Below are 22,612 nucleotides of genomic sequence, written 5' to 3' on the forward strand. Positions count from 1 at the left end.
CACAAGTGAAAATAACTGAGCTTTTAACGAAGCATACGATAAAGCTTAATATTGAGAGCAAAGAAAAAGAAAATGTTATTGACGAAATGGTCACTGTTCTTGATAAGGCTGGAAAGTTAAATGACCGACAAGCCTATAAAGAAGCCATTTTAAATCGCGAAAGCCAAAGCTCCACGGGTATCGGTGAAGGAATCGCTATCCCCCATGCGAAAACGGCAAGCGTTATCAACCCGGCGATCGCGTTCGGACGTTCAAAAGACGGCGTCGATTATGAATCATTAGACGGCCAGCCGGCTCACTTAGTGTTCATGATCGCGGCGACTGAAGGCGCAAACAACACTCACCTTGAAGCATTGTCAAGACTTTCAACGCTGTTAATGCGTGAAGAAATCCGTAAGCAGCTCCTTGAAGCTGAGTCTGAAGATGCCATCATCGACATTATTAATCAGCACGATAAAGATGATGACGAAGAGGAAGAGGAAGAAGAAGCGGCACCAGCACCTGCCGGAAAAGGAAAAATTTTAGCGGTTACTGCATGCCCGACAGGTATTGCCCATACATTCATGGCTGCGGATGCCCTTAAAGAAAAAGCGAAAGAGCTTGGTGTGGAAATTAAGGTCGAAACAAATGGGTCAAGCGGCATTAAGCACAAGCTCACTGCCCAAGAAATCGAAGATGCACCTGCAATCATTGTCGCAGCGGACAAGCAGGTTGAAATGGAACGTTTTAAAGGCAAGCGCGTACTTCAAGTTCCTGTAACGGCGGGTATCAGACGTCCGCAAGAGCTTATCGAAAAAGCGATGAATCAAGATGCGCCGATTTATCAAGGCAGCGGCGGCGGTTCGGCAGCTTCAAACGATGATGAAGAAGCGAAAGGCAAGTCTGGAAGCGGTATCGGAAACGCGTTTTATAAGCACCTGATGAGCGGTGTCAGCAACATGCTTCCGTTCGTAGTCGGCGGCGGTATTCTCGTTGCGATTTCATTCTTCTGGGGAATTCACTCTGCTGATCCGAATGATCCTAGCTACAACACGTTTGCAGCAGCATTAAACTTTATCGGCGGCGACAATGCATTAAAACTGATTGTTGCAGTTCTGGCCGGTTTCATTGCGATGAGTATTGCAGATCGTCCTGGTTTTGCGCCTGGTATGGTCGGAGGATTTATGGCTACTCAAGCGAATGCTGGATTCTTAGGCGGCTTAATTGCCGGATTCCTTGCCGGTTATGTTGTGATTTTACTGAAAAAAGTATTTACGTTTATCCCTCAGTCACTTGATGGATTAAAACCTGTTTTGATTTACCCGCTGTTCGGTATTTTTATCACTGGCGTATTAATGCAATTTGTCGTCAATACACCTGTAGCGGCATTTATGAATTTCTTAACAAACTGGCTTGAAAGCCTTGGTACTGGAAACCTTGTGTTAATGGGTATTATCTTGGGCGGCATGATGGCGATCGATATGGGTGGCCCGCTTAATAAAGCAGCCTTTACGTTCGGTATCGCCATGATCGATGCAGGCAACTATGCGCCTCATGCAGCAATCATGGCCGGCGGTATGGTTCCTCCGCTTGGTATTGCACTTGCAACAACCATTTTCCGAAACAAATTCACTCAGCGTGACCGTGAAGCTGGTATTACATGCTATTTCATGGGAGCTGCTTTCGTAACAGAGGGAGCGATCCCATTTGCTGCGGCTGATCCGCTTCGCGTCATACCAGCTGCTGTAGTCGGTGCAGCTGTTGCCGGCGGATTAACTGAATTCTTCCGAGTAACGCTTCCGGCCCCTCATGGAGGAGTATTCGTAGCTTTCATTACAAACCATCCGATGCTTTACCTTTTAAGTATCGTGATCGGTGCTGTCGTGATGGCAATTATCCTCGGTATCGTCAAAAAACCTGTTACAGAAAAATAAGAAAAAAAGCGTCCTTGGTTCGAAAGGACGCTTTTTCTTATCCGGCCGGCAGGGAGCGCGGTTAAGTTATGTATTTTATTCTTTTTTATGATAAAGTAAAAGAAGAGAAACAACTGACATAGCAATTGTCTAGGAGGAAACACTTTGACCGAGGAAAAAAATACGAATACTGAGAAAACGGCGAAGAAAAAAACCAATACGTACCTGGAATGGGGTAAAGCGATTGTCATCGCTGTTCTACTGGCTCTCCTGATCCGTCACTTTTTGTTTGAACCGTATTTAGTTGAAGGTTCATCTATGTATCCCACATTACATGACGGAGAAAGGCTGTTTGTGAATAAAACAGTCAACTATATCGGCGAGCTGAAGCGCGGAGATATCGTTATTATCAACGGTGAAACTTCTAAAATCCATTATGTAAAAAGATTGATCGGAAAGACTGGAGAAACCGTTCAAATGAAGGATGACACGCTTTATATAAACGGTAAAAAAGTAGCCGAGCCTTACTTGTCTAAAAACAAGAAGGAAGCAGAAAAACTTGGTGTCAGTCTGACAGGAGACTTTGGACCGGTTAAGGTTCCGAAAGGCAAATACTTTGTCATGGGAGATAATCGGCTGAATTCTATGGACAGCCGAAACGGGCTGGGACTGATCGCGGAAGATCGAATTGTCGGCACATCGAAGTTTGTCTTTTTCCCGTTTAACGAAATGCGTCAAACAAAATAAAAACGCCTTGCTGGCCTTTGGACAGCAGGCGTTTTTATTTTGAAAAAGAAGCGACCAATGCAATGCATAAAACCGTGATGAACACTGAACCGATAATAGCCAGCACACTGAAGAAAAGGTGAACCTGTTTGTTCTCTTTTCCGCGCTTTTCTAAAAGCCGTTTAGAAAAAATGTGCGAAAATATGTAAATAAGGGCTATGCCTATATATAAGCCGATGTCCTTGGCGGTAAAGCCTGTTACGGCAAGGTAAAAGCCCGTAAAAAAGATCAATAAGCAATATTCAGTAAGTGTTAAAAGCCTCAACGTGTTCCTCCATGAGAGTGTGTAATTTTCCAGGCGGATGCATTCTCTCTCTTTAATTGTAACACAGCTGGCTGGTTTGGGTGTATAAGTGTTTTCTCTCTGTTTTAACAGGGAATCATTTCTCTTGCCCTGCATTCATGGTATACTTTTATTGATGATAGACATGATGGAGGATAATAAATGATTGCTGTAAATAATGTAAGCTTGCGGTTTGCGGATCGCAAGTTATTTGAAGATGTTAATATTAAATTTACCCCAGGCAACTGCTATGGGTTAATTGGTGCAAACGGTGCCGGTAAATCAACGTTTCTAAAGGTGCTGTCAGGCGAAATCGAGCCTCAGACAGGCGACGTGCATATGAGTCCTGGCGAGCGTCTTGCCGTCTTGAAGCAGAACCATTTTGAGTACGAAGAGTATGAAGTGCTGAAAGTGGTCATTATGGGCCACAAACGCCTGTATGAAGTCATGCAGGAGAAAGACGCTATTTACATGAAGCCTGATTTCTCAGATGAGGATGGGATTCGTGCTGCTGAGCTAGAAGGTGAATTTGCGGAACTGAACGGTTGGGAAGCGGAAAGTGAAGCTGCGATCCTGTTAAAAGGCCTTGGTATCTCAGAAGATCTGCACACAAAAAAGATGGCAGACCTCGGCGGTTCGGAGAAGGTAAAAGTTCTCTTGGCACAGGCATTATTCGGCAAGCCGGATGTTCTGCTCCTCGATGAGCCGACGAACCACTTGGACCTTCAGGCAATCCAGTGGCTTGAAGAGTTTCTGATTAACTTTGAAAACACAGTTATTGTCGTATCCCATGACCGTCACTTCTTAAATAAAGTATGTACGCACATTGCCGACCTTGATTTTAACAAAATTCAAATCTATGTCGGAAACTATGATTTCTGGTACGAGTCAAGCCAGCTGGCGTTAAAGCTTTCTCAAGAAGCGAACAAGAAAAAAGAAGAGCAGATTAAACAGCTTCAAGAGTTTGTCGCTAGATTCAGCGCCAATGCGTCTAAATCTAAGCAGGCTACATCAAGAAAGAAACTTCTCGAAAAAATCACGCTGGATGATATTAAACCGTCTTCCCGCCGCTATCCTTATGTTAACTTCACGCCGGAACGGGAAATCGGAAATGATGTTCTTCGCGTGGAAGGCTTAACAAAAACAATCGATGGCGTAAAGGTGCTTGACAATGTCAGCTTTATTATGAATCGAGAAGATAAAATTGCTTTCACTGGCCGAAATGAACTTGCTGTTACTACGCTGTTTAAAATCATTTCCGGGGAAATGGAAGCTGACAGCGGAACGTTTAAATGGGGTGTTACCACATCTCAAGCGTATTTTCCAAAAGACAACAGCGAATATTTCGAAGGCAGTGATCTGAACCTTGTAGACTGGCTTCGCCAATATTCTCCGCACGACCAAAGTGAGAGCTTTTTACGCGGTTTCTTAGGACGCATGCTGTTCTCTGGAGAGGAAGTCCACAAAAAAGCAAACGTACTTTCCGGGGGAGAAAAGGTCCGCTGTATGCTGTCGAAAGCGATGCTTTCTGGCGCCAATATTTTAATTTTGGATGAGCCGACTAACCATTTAGACCTAGAGTCCATTACAGCGCTCAATAACGGCTTAATCAGCTTTAAAGGCGCTATGCTGTTTACTTCCCATGACCATCAGTTTGTGCAGACCATTGCCAACAGAATTATAGAAATTACACCTAACGGCATCGTCGATAAGCAAATGAGCTATGACGAGTTCCTTGAAAATGCTGATGTGCAGAAAAAATTGACTGAACTATATGCGGAATAAAAAAAGCAGAGATTTCTCTGCTTTTTTTGATACCTAAATATGAAAGGAGATCACAACATGAAATTTTTGGTTGTCGGAGCAGGTGGAGTAGGCGGGTATATTGGCGGACGGCTTTCGGAGAAAGGAAATGATGTGACATTTCTCGTGCGCCAAAAACGAGCTGAGCAGCTTAAAAAAACCGGGCTTATCATCCATAGTGAAAAAGGGAATGTATCATTTCAGCCAGAACTAATCAGTGCCGGAGAAACAGGGCAATTTGATGTCGTTATCATTGCTTCTAAAGCATACTCGCTTGGTCAAGTGATAGAGGATGTCAAACCATTTATCCATCAGGAATCTGTCATTATCCCTTTTTTAAATGGGTACCGCCACTATGAGCAGCTATTTGCGGCATTCTCAAAAGAACAGGTGCTGGGCGGCCTGTGTTTTATAGAAAGTGCTTTAGACAACAAAGGAGAAATTCATCATACGAGCGCATCGCATCGTTTTGTATTTGGAGAATGGAACGGCGAGCGTACGGAGCGGATAAGAGCGCTTGAAGAGGCATTTCCAGGTGTGAAGGCTGAAGTCATCATTAGCGGGCATATCGAGAAGGACATTTGGAAAAAGTATCTCTTTATTGCAGCGCAAGCGGGGATCACAACGTTATTTCAACGACCGCTTGGCCCAATCCTCGCCACAGAAGCCGGACGTCACACGGCCCAAACTCTTATTGGGGAAATTTGTGCTGTTTTACGAAAAGAAGGTGTTCCGGCTGATCCGGATCTTGAGGAAGAGAGCTTTCGTACGATGACCAGCATGTCTTATCATATGAAGTCCTCCATGCTTCGGGATATGGAAAACGGCCAAACGACAGAAGGCGACCACCTGCATGGATTTTTGCTTGAAAAAGCTAAACGTTTATCTCTCGCTGCACCAGTATTAGAAACCGTTTATGCGAATCTGCAAATGTATGAAGCAGAAAAATAAAAAAAGGAGGCGGAAAAGCCTCCTTTTATTTACTTAAAAAGCCCAATTTCCGTTTCTGAAGATAGGCTCTCTTTTCCCGTCTGCCGTAATTCCGTCAATATTCATATCCTTAGAACCGATCATAAAGTCCACGTGTGTAATGCTTTCATTTAGGCCTTCTTTGACAAGCTCTTCACGAGACATCTGCTTTCCGCCTTCAATATTAAAGGCATAGGCACTTCCAATTGCCAAATGATTTGACGCGTTTTCATCAAACAGCGTGTTATAGAAAAGAATGTTTGATTGTGATATAGGCGAATCGTAAGGAACAAGTGCCACTTCACCTAAATAGTGAGAACCTTCATCTGTTTCCACCAGTTCTTTTAAAATATCCTCACCTTTTTCAGCTTTAATGTCGACTATACGGCCATTTTCAAACGTCAGGGTGAAATTTTCAATAATATTTCCGCCGTAGCTTAATGGTTTTGTGCTTGATACCACTCCGTCAACCCCGTCTTTTTGCGGCAGCGTGAACACTTCTTCTGTCGGCATATTGGCCATAAATTCATGGCCGCTTTCATTCACGCTTCCCGCACCTGCCCAAACATGCTTCCTAGGCAGCTTAATTGTTAAATCAGTTCCTTCAGCTTGATAATGTAAGGCAGCGTAATGTCTCTCGTTCAAATGGTCAACTTTTTCATGAAGATTTTGGTCATGATTGATCCACGCCTGAACCGGGTTGTCTTCATTTACGCGCGTCGCTTTAAAAATTTCTTCCCACAGAAGGTGGATCGCTTCCTCCTCTGATTTGCCAGGAAACACCTTGTGAGCCCAGCCTGCTGATGCCGCACCTACGACAGTCCAGCTGACTTTGTCTGATTGAATATATTGTCTGTATGTATGTAATGCTTTGCCTGCTGCTTTTTGGAATGCCGCAATCCGTTTGGAATCTATACCTTTTAGCAAGTCTGGGTTTGACGACACAACAGAAATGAAAGCAGCTCCATTTTTGGCAAGCTCTTCTCTGCCTTTTGCTTCCCATTCAGGATATTCTTCAAATGCTTCAAACGGCGCAAGTTCGTATTTTAATTTGGCGACTTCGTCATCCTGCCAATTCACGGTGACGTTTTTTGCGCCCTTTTCATATGCGTGTTTTACAATTAAACGGACAAAATCCCGAACGTCTGTTGAAGCATTTACGACTACATACTGGCCTTTTTGGACATTAACGCCGACTTCTACCGCCAGCTGTGCATATGTATTTAATTTCTGTGAAAATGAATCCATGAATCATTCCTCCAAGCTTTTTTCTCATCATATCAAATATGATCCTATAAAGGAAAGAAGGAGCCCAAAGTGAAAAACCCAAAACGACACGTCTTGGGTTTTTCAATATTATGGATGATTCAGTTTTACAGTGCCGCCTGCAGGCGAATGAGGCATATTTGCCAAAGAAATGCTCATGCCTCCAAGAATAATTCCGCTTAAAATGGCTGCGATCGCTACTCTTCTTCCTAAATCTCTTAGCATCTGTTTCCTCCTTAACGTTTCTCCATTTCCCACAATATGAAGGAAGTGAGGAAAAAAGAAGCAAGAAATTTGCCGCGTGTGAGAATTTTGCGGGTAAAGACTATTTAATTGCCTTTTGCAGCTTATCAATCACTTCTAAAGAACGGCCTGTGCCGATTGCTACAGATTCAAGCGGGTTTTGTGCCACGTGTACAGGCACGACAATCTCTTCTGTGAGCCATTCTTTAATTCCATTAAGGAGCGCGCCGCCGCCTGTTAAAATAACGCCGCGATCAACAATATCTCCGCTCAATTCAGGCGGACAGTCCTCAAGTGTCGCTCTGATGGCTTCAAGAATATGCAGGAGGGATTCACGCATTGCATCTTGAATTTCGTTGGATTGAAGCATAATGGTTTTTGGAAGACCTGTCACGAGGTCGCGTCCCCGAATTTCCATTGCCTCTGGTATATGTTCAATCAGAGCATGGCCAATTTCCATTTTTACCTGCTCAGCTGTGCGTTCGCCGATCAGCAAATTGTATTTTTTACGGACGAAAGAAACGATATCCTCATCAAGCTGGTCTCCGCCGATCCTGATAGAATGGCAGGAAACAACGCCACCGAAGGAAATAATAGCGACCTCTGTCGTCCCTCCGCCGATATCTACTACCACGTTGGCAACCGGCTCATCAACCGGTAAATCCGCTCCGATGGCGGCTGCGACTGGCTCTTCGATTAAATGAACGTTTTTCGCGCCGCAATTTTTCACCGCGTCACTGATGGCGCGGCGTTCTACTGCTGTTGAGCCTGACGGTGTGCAAACGACTACGTTCGGTTTTCTGAACGACATGCCGATGCTTTTTGCGGCTTTTTTCATAATGTGCTTTAGCAGATCAGTTGTCATATCATAGTCTGCGATCACGCCATCTTTCATCGGTCTGACAGCGACAATTTTTCCCGGTGTTTTACCGATCATGTTTTTCGCGTCAGCTCCGATTGCAAGCACTGCTTTTGTCGTCGTATCCACTGCGACAACAGATGGTTCATTTAGGATAATCCCTTTATTTTTGCTGTAAACAAGTATATTAGCTGTTCCTAAGTCAATCCCGATTTCAGTTGATTGAAACATGTTTTCACCCAATCTCTATCCTAATTTAATATGATTCTACATTTAAAGTTTCTCAGAAATACTGCGATTTTTGGGGGTGTGCGTCGGTAAAGAAATGTTTTTGTAAAAAATCAAGGAACTGTGTAACAGAAGTAATACATTTTTCGGTTTTATGGAAAAAATATCTTGTAATTCTTATAGAAAGCGGGAAACTTTTTCAAAGTTTCATTCGTCTACGATATATTGAGGTACATCCTTAAAACATTACATGAGAAAAGAAACATTTAAAGGAAGAAGGGTTTTTATGAAATCAATAGGTGTTGTGAGAAAAGTAGATGAATTAGGCCGCATTGTCATGCCGATTGAGTTGAGACGGGCATTGGATATTGCCATAAAAGACAGCATTGAGTTTTTTGTTGACGGAGATAAAATTATCTTGAAAAAGTACAAACCTCATGGCGTTTGTTTAATGACTGGAGAAATCACTTCAGAAAATAAAGAATACGGCAACGGTAAAATTACGCTAAGCCCTGAGGGTGCACAGCTGCTTCTCGAAGAAATTCAAGCCGCTTTAAAAGAATAAAATTATGCTAAAAAAGGCGGAGCGATATCATCTCCGCCTTTTTTGCGTGCCAATTTTTGATTACCGCCGCCTAAGATAAGACATCAAGATATTTGGTAATGAATGATTTGGGATACTTTACATATTTTACTCAATTATTTGTCGAAGAATGGTACAATAAGTAGAGAAACACAAGCGGCAGGTGGTCATATGAGAAAATATCAAGCTCGTATCATTTCCATCATTTTGGCAATGATTTTTATAATGTTTTGGGATTATTTATTTTATTTTATAGGCAAAAACCCGATTAATTGGCCTGTTGATATTGTGTATACTGCAGTCACGCTGGTAAGTGTCTGGATGCTCGCTTATTATATTGATGAGAAACAGCAGCTGGTTAAGAAAATGAAGGATAACGAATGGAAGTATAAACAGCTTTCTGAAGAAAAAAACCGCATCATGGATAATTTGCAGGAAATCGTATTTCAAACAAATGCAAAAGGCGAAATTACATATTTAAACCAAGCGTGGGCATCAATAACCGGCTTTTCAATCAGTGAATGTATGGGAACAATGTATAACGATTACTTCATAAAAGAAAAGCACGTAGCCGACCACATTAACACCCAAATCCAAAACAAAGCGTCTTCTGGCATGTTTACGGCAAAATACGTGACAAAAAACGGCACGATTTTTTGGGGAGAAGTTCATTATAAACTTTACTATGACCGGAATGACCAATTTACAGGCAGCCTGGGTACAATGTCAGATATCACTGAGCGGAAAGAGGCTGAAGATGAGCTCATTGAGATTAATGAACGGCTGGCGAGGGAATCCCAGAAACTATCAATCACAAGTGAACTTGCTGCAGGTATTGCTCATGAGGTCAGAAACCCTTTAACATCTGTCAGCGGTTTCCTCCAGATTATGAAAACACAATATCCGGACAGAAAAGACTATTTTGACATCATCTTTTCAGAGATTAAAAGAATCGATTTAGTGCTCAGCGAGCTGCTGCTGCTTGCAAAACCGCAGGCAATCACATTTAAAACACACCAGCTTAATGAGATCTTGAAACAAGTCACGACATTGCTTGATACCAATGCAATTCTGTCCAATATCGTCATAGAGAAAAATTTCAAAGAGACAGATGGCTGTATGATTAATGGAGACGAAAATCAGCTGAAGCAGGTCTTTATCAACATCATTAAAAACGGAATTGAGGCAATGCCAAAGGGTGGTGTCGTAACCATTTCAACTGCTAAAACCGCCTCTCATGCAGTGATAAGCGTAAAGGATGAAGGAAACGGCATGCCGCAGGAAAAGCTGAAGCAGATTGGCAAACCTTTTTATTCAACAAAAGAAAAGGGCACTGGACTGGGACTTCCCATTTGTTTGAGAATCCTGAAGGAACATGACGGGGAATTGAAAATCGAAAGTGAAGCTGGAAAAGGCAGCGTCTTTCAAGTGGTTTTGCCTTTAAAATCAGACAGCTGAGAGGAGAAAAATAAAGTGAACTCGCTTCTGTTTGTATACGGGACATTAAGAAAGCATGAAAAAAACCATCATTTGCTGGCACAATCGGCATGTATCAATGAGCAGGCGAGAACAAAGGGAAGTTTGTTTGCTGCAAAAGAGGTGCCCACAGCTGTTTTTTATGGTGAAGGCTATATATACGGCGAAGTATATGAAGCAGATGAATTGTGTATACATAAGCTCGATCAATTTTTTCAAGGATATCATAAACAAACGGTGTTTGTAGAAACGGATGTCGGGATTAAAAATGCGCTTATTTATTTTATGAACAAAGACGGGTTTGCCGGCTTTACGAAAATAAGCAGCGGCGACTGGAAAGAACATCAGATGATCAGCAAATCGAAAAATCCCATTTATTATTTTGCCTATGGATCATGCATGGATCATGCCCGCTTTCAAAAAGCGGGAGTCGATCACTATTTTCAAGATCCAGTAGGAAGAGCTGTTTTACAAGGATACACAACTCGCTTCACGCTAAAAAGGGAAGACGGTTCAAGAGCGGACATGTTGGAAGACGGAGGAACAACAGAAGGCGTTTTATACCGTATTCCTTATTCTGCTCTCTCCTATCTATATAAAAGGGAGGGTGTCGAATCTCTTACGTATCGGCCGGCATTTGTAGACGTTGAAGCTGGCGGAAGGCACTACAAAGACTGCTTAACCTTTCTCGTCCTCCAAAAAGAAGCGGAAATTGCCCCGCCTCAGCACTATCAGATTGAAATCGAACGCGGAGCGGAGCTGTATTTGTCGCCTGAGTTTACTGAAAAGCTCAAGCGGCATATGAATTCGCTGCCAAAAGGATAACACTGTAACAAAAGAATATGATAAAATTTGATCAATATCATGTCATATAAAGGAGCACCACGATGAAAAAAGAATTTGCGGTAATTGGGCTGGGCCGTTTTGGTGGCAGTATTTGCAAAGCATTAAGCGAAGAAGGCGTCGAGGTTATGGCAATGGATATCGATGAAGATAAAGTCAACGAGTATGCCAAGATTGCATCTCACGCAGTTATCGGTGATTCGACAGACGAATCTGTCCTGAAAAATTTAGGCCTGCGAAATTTTGACCACGTTATTGTAGCAATCGGGGAAAATATTCAAGCGAGTATTTTAACGACACTCATCTTGAAAGAACTTGGCGTCCATACGATTACAGTTAAAGCGCAGAACGATTATCACGAAAAAGTGCTGTCTAAAATTGGCGCGGATCACATCGTCCACCCGGAACGCGATATGGCAAAACGAATTGCGCATAATATCGTGTCCAACAATGTACTTGACTATTTGGAGCTGTCTGAAGAGCATAGTCTTGTTGAAATCGTAGCTAACAGCCGCCTGGCTGGAAATACACTTCTCGATTTAGATATTCGCGCAAAATACGGTATTAACATCGTAGCCATAAAAAGGGGCAAGGAAGTCATCGTATCACCGCTTGCAACCGAAGTCATCCACCAAGAAGATATACTCATTGTTATTGGATCAGTTACAGACATCTCCCGTTTCGAAAAAAGAGTTCTTCATACAAAATAGCAGCCAAATAAGCCGTCCTCAAAGGGCGGTTTTTCATATTATCAGAATATAACAACTTTAATGAACTGAGCGCCAATTTCTTAAAATTTCATTGACTAAGCACAGGCGTTCCGATAGCATATTGTACCATATAATAAAAAAGAGGAGGGGCCTATTTGAATAAAGAAGCGCTAGTCAATAGGCTGAATGCTTCAGCCAAAAGACAAAAAGCTGATATCGTCATTAAGAACGGAAAAATCATGGACGTATATAATCAAGAATGGATATATGAAGATATTGCGATTACAGATGGAGTTATTGTAGGCCTCGGTGAGTATGAAGGCGAAAATACCATTGATGCAGAGGGACAAATGATTGTTCCGGGTTTTATTGATGGACATGTACATATTGAGTCATCAATGGTTACACCGATTGAGTTCGCTAAAGCAGTGTTGCCGCATGGCGTGACGACGGTTGTTACAGATCCGCATGAGATCGCGAATGTGTCTGGTGAAAAAGGGATTGTGTTTATGATTGAACAAGCTCGGCATACACCGCTGAATATCCATTTTATGCTTCCTTCCAGTGTGCCTGCCGCAAGTTTTGAGCGATCAGGCGCAATTCTCAAAGCTGCCGATCTCAAGCCTTTTTATGAAGAAGAAGAAGTATTAGGGCTGGCTGAAGTTATGGATTATGTGTCGGTTCAGCAGGCTGAAGAAGACATGGTTCAGAAACTGCTCGATGCCCGTGTGGCAGGAAAAAGGATAGACGGTCATTTAGCTGGTTTATCAACAGACCTCATTAACATTTACAGAACCGCCTTTGTCTTAAACGACCATGAAGTAACATCGAAGGAAGAAGCCCTTGATCGAATCAGAAGAGGCATGTATGTCATGATGCGTGAAGGATCAGTCGCCAAAAACACGCTCAATGTGCTGCCGGCGGTGAATGAAAAGAACGCACGCCGTTTCTTTTTCTGTACGGATGATAAGCATGTGGATGATTTATTGTCAGAGGGAAGTGTAAACCATCAGGTGAAAATGGCGATTCAAGCTGGACTTGATCCGTTTTTAGCCTATCAATTAGGAAGCCTCAATGCGGCCGAATGCTACGGATTAGATACAAAGGGAGCGATTGCCCCGGGTTTTGACGCTGATTTGCTCTTTGTATCTGATCTGGAAAATGTCACTGTCACAATGACGATGGTAAAAGGGCAGACTGTTGCTGAAGACAGCAAAGCGGTCTATCAGGATCATGCTTCAACTGCAGCACCAGATCAGGCACTGCTTGATTCTGTTAAGCTTGCTGCTCCTCTTAACAAACAGGATTTTCATATGCCAATCGATTCAGAGCAGCAAATCAATGTCATTCAAATCATACCAAATCAGCTTGAAACACGATTAGTACAAGTTCCGGCTCCTGATGCCCGCGAATTTGAGCCTGACACTGAGCTTGATTTGTTAAAGATTGCAGTTGTTGAGCGGCATAAAGGATTAAAAGAAACCGGACTTGGTGTTGTGAAAGGTTTTGGATTCAAGAGCGGAGCGATTGCCACAACCATTTCACACGACTCCCATAATATTATTGCTGTCGGAACGAATGATGAGGATATCGCGGCGGCAGTTAATAAGCTGCAGGAAATTGGCGGAGGATTAACGATTATAAAAAATGGGGAAGAGCTCCATTCAGTACCGTTGCCGATTGCAGGGTTATTATCCGACCAATCTGCGGAGCAAGTGAATCAAAGCTTGCTGACGCTTCATGATAAATTGCCGTTAATCGGTTTCACAGGCGGATTTAATCCATTTTTGACATTGTCGTTTTTAGCGTTGCCTGTCATTCCTGATATTAAAATGACGACTACGGGCTTATTCGATGTAAAATCATTTCAACACATATCACTGCAATAAAAAGAGGCACTCCCTTAGGGAGAGTGCCTCTTTTTTTAAACCTCCATAATGATCGGCAGGATCATTGGACGGCGCTTTGTTTTTTCGTACAAGAAAGGCGCAAGAGTGTCTGTAATCTCGTTTTTGATTTCAGACCATTGAGTCGTTTTTCGTTCCATTACTTTTTGTAAGTGATTTGAAATGAGCTCTTGAGCGTCGTTGATCAAGTCGCCAGATTCTCTCATGTACACAAATCCTCTGGAAATCAAATCAGGACCCGCTGAAATCTTGAAGTCGTCCATGTCAATGCTGACAACAACGATGACAAGTCCTTCTTCAGAGAGAATTCTGCGATCACGAAGTACGATATTGCCAATATCACCGATACCGCTTCCGTCAATGTACACTGAACCGGACGGGATTTTTCCTGCAACTGAAGCCTCATCGCCTTTAAGTGCTAATACTTCACCATTATCCATGATAAAGCAGTTTTCCTCTGGGATGCCACAATCTGTTGCAAGTTTGACATGCATCTTTTGCATTCTGTACTCACCGTGAATCGGCATGAAGAATTTAGGCTTGATTAAACGAAGCATCAGCTTCTGTTCTTCCTGTCCGCCGTGACCGGATGTATGGATATCGTTAAGAGGGCCGTGAATAACCTCAGCACCCGCACGATACAGCTGGTTGATTGTTCGACTCACGCTGATTGTGTTGCCTGGGATAGGGGATGAAGAAAATACGACTGTATCCCCAGGATTGATTGAAATTTGGCGGTGTGTCCCGTTTGCAATTCTTGATAACGCCGCCATTGGTTCCCCTTGGCTTCCTGTACATAAAATTGTTACTTTATTAGCAGGCATACGATTGATTTCGTTATGCTCAATAAACGTATTTTTAGGACAGTTAATATAACCGAGTGTCTGTCCAATTTCGATAGCCGATTCCATACTGCGTCCAAATACGGCAACTTTTCTTCCATTTTGTACAGCAGCTTCAATTACCTGCTGCAAGCGGTGAATATTCGACGCAAATGTAGCGAAGATAATTCGGCCGTCCACCTTGCGGAAAATGTCATGAATGCTTTCTCCTACACGGCGTTCAGACATGGTAAACTCCGGATTTTCACTGTTTGTGCTGTCTGAAAGAAGGCACAAAACGCCTTCCTTACCGATTTCGGCCATTTTCGTTAAGTTTGCCGGCTCGCCGACTGGAGTAAAGTCGAATTTAAAATCCCCAGTATGTACGATGTTTCCGGGCGGCGTTTTTACAACAATGCCGTAGGAATCCGGAATACTGTGTGTTGTTCTGAAGAATGACACAGCCGTTTTGCGGAACTTTACAATATCATCCTCGCCGATAATGTTCAGTTTTGTCTGTCTTAATAATCCATGCTCTTCAAGTTTATTCCGAAGTAAGCCGATCGCGAGTTTTCCGCCGTATACAGGAATATTCACTTGTCTGAGCAGGTATGGAATACCGCCGATGTGGTCTTCGTGCCCGTGGGTGATAAAAAGCCCTTTAATTTTATCTTCGTTTTTGACTAAATACGTATAATCAGGGATGACGTAGTCAATTCCGAGCAGTTCGTCCTCGGGAAACTTGATCCCCGCATCAATCAGTACAATTTCATCCTGGAATTGCACCGCGTACGTATTTTTACCGATTTCGCCCAAACCTCCGAGGGCGAAAACAGCAGTCTGATCATTTTTTACAAATTTCATACCGCTCATAACTCCAATACTTTAAAATTTTCGCTCTGTTGTTCATATTCTAAGAATGCACCATCAACAGGTGTAATAAACTCAATATTAAATTTCTTTTCTTTCAGCTTTGTTCTGACGTCACGCTCAGATACGCCTTCAATATAAAGTGAATCTGTCTTTTCCCGAACAGGTACTTCGTCAGCCTTCTCTTGATAAAATACCTTATAAATCATTCCAAATCTCTCCTTAAATGCCGTATGTTAGACTCGCTCATTCTATTATATTCGAAAACGGAATATAAGGAAAGCCTTGAGCAAAATAAGGATCTCTCAAAAAGTGAAAGATCCCTTGTCAGGCAATTGCTTTCTTACGGAGCATTCCGTTCCATTGTCTTCTGAGTTTCTTTCTTAATTTACGCAGCATTAGCCAGTTCCTCCTTTATTAAAATATTTGTCCCAGAGTTCTTTTATACAAATAGTATACGGAGATTGAGGAAGACTTTTCGTGGTTATTAATGGAATTTAATATGATTTTTGAACGAAATTGTTTGCTGAATGACAATCTTTTTGTATGATGAGGGTGGGAATTGCAGACCAAGACGATAAAGGGGAAGTTGCGATGGATTCAAAATTAATCTTTTTTGATATTGATGGCACAATATATGATCATGATAAGAATATACCGGAAAGTACGAGAAAAACCGTGGCGGAGCTGCAGCGCCAAGGGCATCATGTGTTTATTGCCAGCGGCCGGTCTCCATTTTTGGTTAAGCCGATTTTGGAGGAGCTGGGCATCCACTCATTTATTTCCTACAATGGACAGTTTGTTGTCTTTGAAAATCAAGTTATTTATAAAAATCCGCTGCCTGAAGATGCAATCAGACGATTATTAAAGCAGGCGGATGAAGGCAAGCATCCTGTTGTGTTTATGGCTGAGGACACGATGAAAGCGACTGTTGCGGATCACCCTCATGTTCTCGAGGGAATCGGCAGCCTTAAAACCGATTACCCAGAGACCGATGACCTTTTTTATGAAGGAAAAGAAATTTTTCAGCTTCTTTTATTTTGTCAGGATGAAGAAGAAAAAGCTTATGCCGCTTTTCCTGAGTTTGATCTAGTTCGCTGGCATGAGCTATCGACTGATGTTCTGCCGCACGGAGGTTCGAAGGCAGAAGGAATCAAAAAAGTGATTGAGCGTCTTCCGTTTGATATCGGCGATACATATGCTTTCGGCGACGGATTAAATGATCTGCAAATGATTGAATATGTAGGGACAGGCGTTGCTATGGGAAATGCTGTTCCCGAACTGAAAGAAATCGCGGACTTTGTAACAAAGCCGGTGGACGAAGATGGAATTGCATACGCTGTCAAAGAATTGGGCCTTTTAAAATAAAGAAACGGCTGGCATTGTGCCAGCCGTTTTTTCTAGCGCTCAATTGCGATTGCATTTTCAGGTTCTTTGAAAGGATTTTCCTTATCAATATGATCATAGAACATAACGCCGTTCAAATGATCGATCTCATGCTGAAACACAATAGCCGGAAATCCTTTTAAACGAATATCAATATTTTCGCCTTCTAGTGTTGTTCCTTTTACTCTGATGCGGGCATAGCGGGGAACATAACCGGGAATCGCTTCATCTACAGAGAGGCAGCCCTCGCCGCTTGTTAAGTAGCTTTTTTCAACTGAATGGCTCACGATCTTAGGATTAAACAGAGCATAGCTGTATAATTTACCGGAAGCATCTTCCGCATGAACGGCGATCATTCGTTTTTTGATATTAATTTGAGGAGCTGCGAGCCCTACGCCAGGGCGCAGCTTGTATTTTTCGGCTAATTCCGGATTTTGGCTGTTTTTAACAAATTCGATCATGTCGGCCAGCTGCTGTTTTTCTGCATCAGTTGGAGGCAGCTCAACAGGTTCGGCAGTCTCTCTGAGGGCTGGATGGCCGTCACGTACGATGTTTTCCATAGTAATCAAGAAACTTCACTCCTAAAGCTTAATATGTAAATTATATCGGATTTCTTCACAAAGGTGCAACGAAACGAATGACCAGCCGTATATGGCTGGTCAATTTCATGCTGTGTGGTTAGCAACAGCCTCCGCCTAAATAAGCAGCTCCGACAATGATTAACAGAATGAATAAAACAACGATTAGCGCAAAGGTGCGGCCGTAGCCATATCCGCAGCCACCATATCCGTAACCACCATAACTGCAGCAGCCTCCGCCGTAACCATATCCATACATATTACATAACCTCCTCTTTTAATTACGCCAGAGCCTTTATAAGTAGGCATAGCGTCTAATATAACCTATGTAAAAACAAAAAAGTTGTATGGTCATCTGTCCTGATTTTTCACTTTTTTGATTTAATTTCAGTATTGCATTAATACAGCACGACTATTGCCAAATGTCCCCATGGATTCTATAGTAGAAATTGTCAAGATTGGGGGATTTAACGTGAAAGACGCAATAAAACGGCGGCCTGGAATGAAGATCGGAGCTTTTTGTGCTATAGCACTGATATTAACAGGATGCATGGGACAGGACCCGGTTGATTCACTTCATCATTCATTAGAAAAAGCCGCGGAATCGGAAAAGCCGTTTCAAGAAGAACAAAAAACACTCAAAGAATTAGAGGCCAAAGAAAATCAGCTTTACGATAGTGTTATGAAGCTCAATATGGATGATTATAAAAAAATTGTTGCTTTATCTGATAAGGCGCTTGAAAATGTCAGCAAGCGCGAAGAACACCTAAAGCTTGAAAATGACAGCATGAAAAAATCGGAAACGGAATTTGAGGAAGCAAAAACGTCAGCGGAACATATTAAGGAAAAAGACATAAAAGAAAAGGCCGATGCCGCAGCAAACCATATGGAGAAAAGATATACATCATATGGCACCATGTATAAAGAGTATAAAAAAGCGCTTGAGCTTAATAAAAAACTGTATATGCAGCTGAAAGACAAAGGTTTGACAAGAGATGATCTGGATCAGCAGATCGATAAAGTAAATGCTTCTTATGAAAAGATCCTTAAATATAGCGGAGAATTTAATGAACAAACTGAAAAATATAATAAAGCCCGGGAAGATTTATATGATGCTGCAGGCTATCGTGTGAAAAAGAGCTGACTTGATCAGCTCTTTTTTTGAATGAAATGCGATTCGGATTTCGTTCAAAATTTTCATTTCTATTGTAGTACAGCATAGTAAGGTATACTAGTACAGTTTTTGGTGCGGTTGGCATCTGTTTTTTTGTTGAAAATGTAAAGCGAATACATTTATTGAAAATCAGCGATGAAAACGATTGACGGTTCTTCTTTATTTGGTGTAAACTAATCCATGTTAAGCGGTGTTGTATTAGTTTTTTACAACTTCGAAATAATACAGTTCAAAGCAGAGTGTAACTATCCTACATAAAAGGTTTTGGCAAACTGGGGATCGGCTAAAATATAATACGACTTACTGCTGATACTTTAGGGTACCCTAAGTTTGTATGTATAAAAGGAATGCACGTCTAATGACTGTTTAAAAGAAAGGAAGAGGTGACTTAGTATGGCTGCAAAAACGAAAAAAGCTATCGTTGACAGTAAAAAGCAATTTGATGCCATTAAAAAGCAGTTCGAAACGTTCCAAATTTTAAATGAAAAGGGAGAAGTCGTGAATGAAGCGGCGATGCCTGATTTAACTGATGATCAATTAAAAGAGCTAATGCGCCGCATGGTATTTACGCGTGTGCTTGACCAACGCTCTATCTCATTAAACCGTCAAGGACGTCTCGGATTTTACGCTCCTACTGCGGGTCAAGAAGCTTCTCAGATTGCAACGCATTTCGCGCTTGAAAAAGAAGACTTTGTTCTTCCTGGATACCGTGATGTGCCTCAGTTAATTTGGCACGGCCTTCCATTATATCAAGCGTTTCTTTTCTCTCGCGGACATTTCAGAGGAAACCAAATGCCTGATGATGTGAATGCCCTTTCTCCACAAATCATTATCGGTGCTCAATACATTCAAACTGCCGGTGTTGCGCTAGGTCTTAAAAAACGCGGTAAGAAAGCTGTCGCAATCACTTACACTGGTGACGGCGGAGCTTCTCAAGGGGACTTCTACGAAGGAATTAACTTTGCCGGAGCTTATAAAGCACCTGCGATCTTCGTGGTACAAAACAACCGTTACGCGATTTCAACTCCTGTTGAAAAACAATCTGCAGCTGAAACAATTGCACAAAAAGCTGTAGCTGCCGGTATTGTCGGCGTACAAGTAGACGGAATGGATCCGCTTGCTGTATACGCAGCAACTGCTGAAGCACGCGAGCGCGCAATCAACGGCGAAGGTCCAACACTAATTGAAACACTTACATTCCGTTATGGCCCGCACACAATGGCTGGTGACGATCCTACTAAATATCGGACAAAAGAAATCGAAAATGAGTGGGAACAAAAAGATCCGCTTGTACGTTTCCGTGCGTTCCTTGAAAACAAAGGCTTATGGTCTGAAGAAGAAGAAGCAAAAGTAATTGAGGATGCGAAAGAAGAAATTAAGCAAGCGATCAAAAAAGCTGATGCTGAACCGAAGCAAAAAGTAACTGATTTAATGAAAATCATGTACGAAAAAATGCCTCACAACCTTGAGGAGCAATTTGAAATTTATACACAGAAGGAGTCGAAGTAAGCCATGGCGCAAATGACAATGATTCAAGCAATCACGGATGCGTTACGCACAGAACTGAAAAATGACGAAAATGTCTTAGTTTTCGGAGAAGACGTTGGTGTAAACGGCGGCGTATTCCGTGCGACAGAAGGATTGCAAAAAGAATTCGGTGAAGACCGTGTGTTTGACACGCCACTTGCTGAATCTGGTATCGGCGGTCTTGCCCTTGGTTTAGGCTTAAACGGCTTCCGTCCGGTAATGGAAATCCAATTCTTCGGATTTGTTTATGAAGTAATGGATTCAGTTTCTGGCCAAATGGCTCGTATGCGCTACCGTTCTGGCGGACGCTGGACTTCACCTGTAACAATTCGTTCTCCATTCGGCGGCGGTGTTCATACTCCTGAACTTCACGCTGACAGCTTGGAAGGTCTTGTTGCACAACAGCCTGGTATCAAAGTTGTGATTCCATCAACTCCTTACGATGCCAAAGGACTTTTAATTTCTGCGATCAGAGACAATGATCCTGTTGTCTTCTTAGAGCATATGAAGCTTTACCGTTCTTTCCGTCAGGAAGTTCCTGAAGAAGAATACACAATTGAGCTTGGAAAAGCTGACGTGAAACGTGAAGGTACTGATCTTTCAATCATTACTTACGGCGCAATGGTTCATGAATCATTAAAAGCTGCTGAGGAGCTTGAAAAAGACGGCATTTCTGCTGAAGTTGTCGACCTTCGTACAGTAAGCCCACTTGATATCGATACAATTATCGCTTCTGTAGAAAAAACAGGACGCGCGATTGTCGTTCAAGAGGCACAAAAACAAGCCGGTATTGCTGCAAACGTAGTAGCAGAAATTAATGACCGTGCGATCCTGAGCTTGGAAGCACCTGTACTTCGCGTGGCTGCGCCAGATACAGTATTTCCTTTCTCTCAAGCGGAGAGCGTATGGCTTCCAAACCATAAAGACGTTCTTGAAACAGCAAGAAAAGTGCTTGAATTTTAATCAAACTGCATAATCGAGAGGGAAGCTGAACGTTTTCCCTCTATTATATATCTGTTTTCAATGCTTACGATGTAAACTTTAAAATTGCTTAATCAAACTAGGAGGTCGAGAACTGTGGCATTTGAATTTAAACTTCCAGATATCGGGGAAGGTATCCACGAAGGCGAAATCGTAAAATGGTTTGTCAAGCCTAACGACGAGGTAGACGAAGATGATGTACTGGCTGAAGTCCAAAATGATAAAGCAGTAGTAGAAATTCCTTCACCTGTTAAAGGAAAAGTATTAGAATTAAAAGTTGAAGAGGGAACGGTTGCAACTGTTGGACAAACGATTATTACGTTTGATGCACCTGGTTACGAAGATCTTCAATTTAAAGGTAGCGACGAGTCTGACGATGCGAAAACTGAAGCACAAGTTCAGTCAACTGCAGAAGCTGGACAAGACGTTGCGAAAGAAGAGCAAGCTCAAGAGCCTGCAAAAGCTACTGGCGCAGGACAGCAGGATCAAGCTGAAGTTGACCCGAACAAACGCGTGATCGCTATGCCTTCCGTACGTAAATATGCTCGTGAAAAAGGCGTAGACATCCGTAAGGTTACTGGTTCAGGCAACAACGGACGTGTTGTAAAAGAAGATATCGACAGCTTTGTAAACGGAGGAGCACAAGAAGCTGCACCGCAAGAAACAGCTGCACCACAAGAAACAGCTGCTAAACCGGCTGCTGCACCAGCTCCAGAGGGCGAATTCCCAGAAACACGCGAAAAAATGAGCGGTATCCGTAAAGCAATTGCAAAAGCGATGGTTAACTCTAAACACACTGCTCCTCACGTAACGTTAATGGACGAAGTGGACGTAACAAACCTTGTTGCACATCGTAAACAGTTCAAACAAGTTGCTGCTGATCAAGGAATCAAGCTGACTTACTTGCCTTACGTTGTAAAAGCTCTTACATCTGCACTGAAAAAATTCCCTGTTTTAAACACGTCAATTGACGATAAAACAGATGAAGTCATCCAAAAACATTACTTCAACATCGGTATCGCTGCTGACACTGAAAAAGGCTTGCTTGTACCAGTTGTGAAAAATGCAGATCGTAAATCTGTCTTTGAAATTTCTGATGAGATCAATGGCCTTGCAACAAAAGCTCGTGAAGGCAAGCTTGCTCCAGCTGAAATGAAAGGCGCATCTTGCACAATTACAAACATCGGTTCTGCCGGCGGACAATGGTTCACTCCGGTTATCAACCATCCAGAAGTTGCGATTCTTGGTATCGGACGCATTGCAGAAAAAGCGATTGTTCGTGATGGCGAAATCGTAGCAGCTCCAGTCTTAGCTCTTTCTCTCAGCTTCGACCACCGTATGATCGACGGAGCAACTGCGCAAAATGCATTAAATCACATCAAGCGTTTACTGAACGATCCACAATTAATTTTAATGGAGGCGTAATG

Annotated in this window: 22 protein-coding genes; 14 read left to right on the forward strand and 8 right to left on the reverse strand. The window is 42.5% G+C overall.

Annotated features, from left to right (window positions below; translation table 11 throughout):
* Positions 1 to 5: 5 nt before the first annotated feature.
* Positions 6 to 1,913 (forward strand): PTS fructose transporter subunit IIABC, encoded by a 1,908-nt coding sequence (locus tag WA279_RS05445; RefSeq protein WP_014479682.1) that lies wholly within the window; start codon positions 6 to 8, stop codon positions 1,911 to 1,913.
* Positions 1,914 to 2,057: 144 nt separating this feature from the next.
* Entirely contained in the window at positions 2,058 to 2,639 is a 582-nt protein-coding gene (sipT, locus tag WA279_RS05450; protein WP_336154592.1) for a signal peptidase I sipT, read from the forward strand.
* Positions 2,640 to 2,673: 34 nt separating this feature from the next.
* Here the strand turns inward: sipT and WA279_RS05455 are convergent, their stop codons facing one another.
* Complete coding sequence (locus WA279_RS05455) at positions 2,674 to 2,943, reverse strand: hypothetical protein (protein WP_003232345.1); 270 nt, start codon at positions 2,941 to 2,943, stop codon at positions 2,674 to 2,676.
* A gap of 180 nt (positions 2,944 to 3,123) precedes the next feature.
* Here WA279_RS05455 and WA279_RS05460 point away from each other — a divergent pair, with 180 nt between their 5' ends.
* Both WA279_RS05460 and WA279_RS05465 read left to right on the forward strand, forming a co-directional pair.
* Positions 3,124 to 4,746, forward strand: a complete 1,623-nt coding sequence (locus WA279_RS05460; protein WP_003232344.1) for an ABC-F family ATP-binding cassette domain-containing protein — start codon at positions 3,124 to 3,126, stop codon at positions 4,744 to 4,746.
* 57 nt (positions 4,747 to 4,803) lie between these two features.
* The gene (locus tag WA279_RS05465; RefSeq protein ID WP_336154593.1) at positions 4,804 to 5,715 is read left to right on the forward strand and encodes a ketopantoate reductase family protein; all 912 of its coding nucleotides are present in this window, start codon (positions 4,804 to 4,806) and stop codon (positions 5,713 to 5,715) included.
* Between the two features lie 33 nt (positions 5,716 to 5,748).
* Here the strand turns inward: WA279_RS05465 and WA279_RS05470 are convergent, their stop codons facing one another.
* The 3 genes from WA279_RS05470 to mreBH form a co-directional block, all read right to left on the reverse strand.
* Complete coding sequence (locus WA279_RS05470; protein WP_003232341.1) at positions 5,749 to 6,981, reverse strand: aminopeptidase; 1,233 nt, start codon at positions 6,979 to 6,981, stop codon at positions 5,749 to 5,751.
* Positions 6,982 to 7,089: 108 nt separating this feature from the next.
* Positions 7,090 to 7,224 (reverse strand): protein YkpC, encoded by a 135-nt coding sequence (locus WA279_RS05475; protein WP_003238865.1) that lies wholly within the window; start codon positions 7,222 to 7,224, stop codon positions 7,090 to 7,092.
* 100 nt (positions 7,225 to 7,324) lie between these two features.
* Positions 7,325 to 8,332 (reverse strand): cell shape-determining protein MreBH, encoded by a 1,008-nt coding sequence (gene mreBH, locus WA279_RS05480; protein ID WP_003245743.1) that lies wholly within the window; start codon positions 8,330 to 8,332, stop codon positions 7,325 to 7,327.
* Between the two features lie 283 nt (positions 8,333 to 8,615).
* Here mreBH and abhA point away from each other — a divergent pair, with 283 nt between their 5' ends.
* The 5 genes from abhA (at position 8,616) to ade (ending at position 13,830) form a co-directional block, all read left to right on the forward strand.
* Positions 8,616 to 8,894, forward strand: coding sequence for a transcriptional regulator AbhA (gene abhA / locus WA279_RS05485; RefSeq protein ID WP_003244728.1), 279 nt, complete (start codon positions 8,616 to 8,618; stop codon positions 8,892 to 8,894).
* A gap of 189 nt (positions 8,895 to 9,083) precedes the next feature.
* Positions 9,084 to 10,370: a two-component sensor histidine kinase KinC gene (gene kinC / locus WA279_RS05490; RefSeq protein ID WP_123373521.1), complete on the forward strand. Its 1,287-nt coding sequence runs from the start codon at positions 9,084 to 9,086 to the stop codon at positions 10,368 to 10,370.
* Positions 10,371 to 10,385: 15 nt separating this feature from the next.
* Positions 10,386 to 11,213 (forward strand): gamma-glutamylcyclotransferase, encoded by an 828-nt coding sequence (locus tag WA279_RS05495; RefSeq protein ID WP_336154595.1) that lies wholly within the window; start codon positions 10,386 to 10,388, stop codon positions 11,211 to 11,213.
* A 62-nt stretch (positions 11,214 to 11,275) separates the two neighbouring features.
* Positions 11,276 to 11,941: a Ktr system potassium transporter KtrC gene (ktrC, locus tag WA279_RS05500; RefSeq protein ID WP_003222311.1), complete on the forward strand. Its 666-nt coding sequence runs from the start codon at positions 11,276 to 11,278 to the stop codon at positions 11,939 to 11,941.
* Positions 11,942 to 12,096: 155 nt separating this feature from the next.
* The gene (gene ade, locus WA279_RS05505; RefSeq protein WP_336154597.1) at positions 12,097 to 13,830 is read left to right on the forward strand and encodes an adenine deaminase; all 1,734 of its coding nucleotides are present in this window, start codon (positions 12,097 to 12,099) and stop codon (positions 13,828 to 13,830) included.
* A 35-nt stretch (positions 13,831 to 13,865) separates the two neighbouring features.
* On the opposite strand, the gene rnjA is transcribed toward ade, so the two are convergent.
* A complete protein-coding gene (gene rnjA, locus WA279_RS05510; RefSeq protein WP_003245660.1) occupies positions 13,866 to 15,533 on the reverse strand; it encodes a ribonuclease J1 in 1,668 nt (555 codons plus the stop codon).
* Between the two features lie 5 nt (positions 15,534 to 15,538).
* Positions 15,539 to 15,748 carry an RNA polymerase subunit omega 1 gene (gene rnpZA / locus WA279_RS05515; RefSeq protein ID WP_003222303.1) on the reverse strand — a complete coding sequence of 70 codons (210 nt, stop codon included), beginning with the start codon at positions 15,746 to 15,748 and terminating at the stop codon, positions 15,539 to 15,541.
* Between the two features lie 385 nt (positions 15,749 to 16,133).
* Between rnpZA and WA279_RS05520 the strand changes: the two genes are divergently transcribed.
* A complete protein-coding gene (locus WA279_RS05520; protein ID WP_015252170.1) occupies positions 16,134 to 16,907 on the forward strand; it encodes a Cof-type HAD-IIB family hydrolase in 774 nt (257 codons plus the stop codon).
* A gap of 32 nt (positions 16,908 to 16,939) precedes the next feature.
* Here the strand turns inward: WA279_RS05520 and def are convergent, their stop codons facing one another.
* Positions 16,940 to 17,494, reverse strand: a complete 555-nt coding sequence (gene def / locus WA279_RS05525) for a peptide deformylase (RefSeq protein ID WP_003245474.1) — start codon at positions 17,492 to 17,494, stop codon at positions 16,940 to 16,942.
* A 109-nt stretch (positions 17,495 to 17,603) separates the two neighbouring features.
* The gene (locus tag WA279_RS05530) at positions 17,604 to 17,762 is read right to left on the reverse strand and encodes a YjcZ family sporulation protein (protein ID WP_003232317.1); all 159 of its coding nucleotides are present in this window, start codon (positions 17,760 to 17,762) and stop codon (positions 17,604 to 17,606) included.
* A gap of 213 nt (positions 17,763 to 17,975) precedes the next feature.
* On the opposite strand from WA279_RS05530, the gene WA279_RS05535 reads away from it, so the two are divergent.
* From WA279_RS05535 to pdhC, 4 genes are all read left to right on the forward strand, one after another.
* Positions 17,976 to 18,647, forward strand: coding sequence for a YkyA family protein (locus WA279_RS05535; RefSeq protein ID WP_336154599.1), 672 nt, complete (start codon positions 17,976 to 17,978; stop codon positions 18,645 to 18,647).
* 423 nt (positions 18,648 to 19,070) lie between these two features.
* Positions 19,071 to 20,186 (forward strand): pyruvate dehydrogenase (acetyl-transferring) E1 component subunit alpha, encoded by a 1,116-nt coding sequence (gene pdhA, locus WA279_RS05540; protein ID WP_003222294.1) that lies wholly within the window; start codon positions 19,071 to 19,073, stop codon positions 20,184 to 20,186.
* Positions 20,187 to 20,189: 3 nt separating this feature from the next.
* Positions 20,190 to 21,167 carry a pyruvate dehydrogenase complex E1 component subunit beta gene (gene pdhB / locus WA279_RS05545; protein WP_014113660.1) on the forward strand — a complete coding sequence of 326 codons (978 nt, stop codon included), beginning with the start codon at positions 20,190 to 20,192 and terminating at the stop codon, positions 21,165 to 21,167.
* 114 nt (positions 21,168 to 21,281) lie between these two features.
* Positions 21,282 to 22,610: a pyruvate dehydrogenase complex dihydrolipoyllysine-residue acetyltransferase gene (gene pdhC / locus WA279_RS05550; RefSeq protein ID WP_003232311.1), complete on the forward strand. Its 1,329-nt coding sequence runs from the start codon at positions 21,282 to 21,284 to the stop codon at positions 22,608 to 22,610.
* Positions 22,611 to 22,612: the final 2 nt, after the last annotated feature.

This window comes from Bacillus sp. 204(2023) (genome assembly GCF_037027505.1).
GTDB lineage: Bacteria > Bacillota > Bacilli > Bacillales > Bacillaceae > Bacillus > Bacillus subtilis.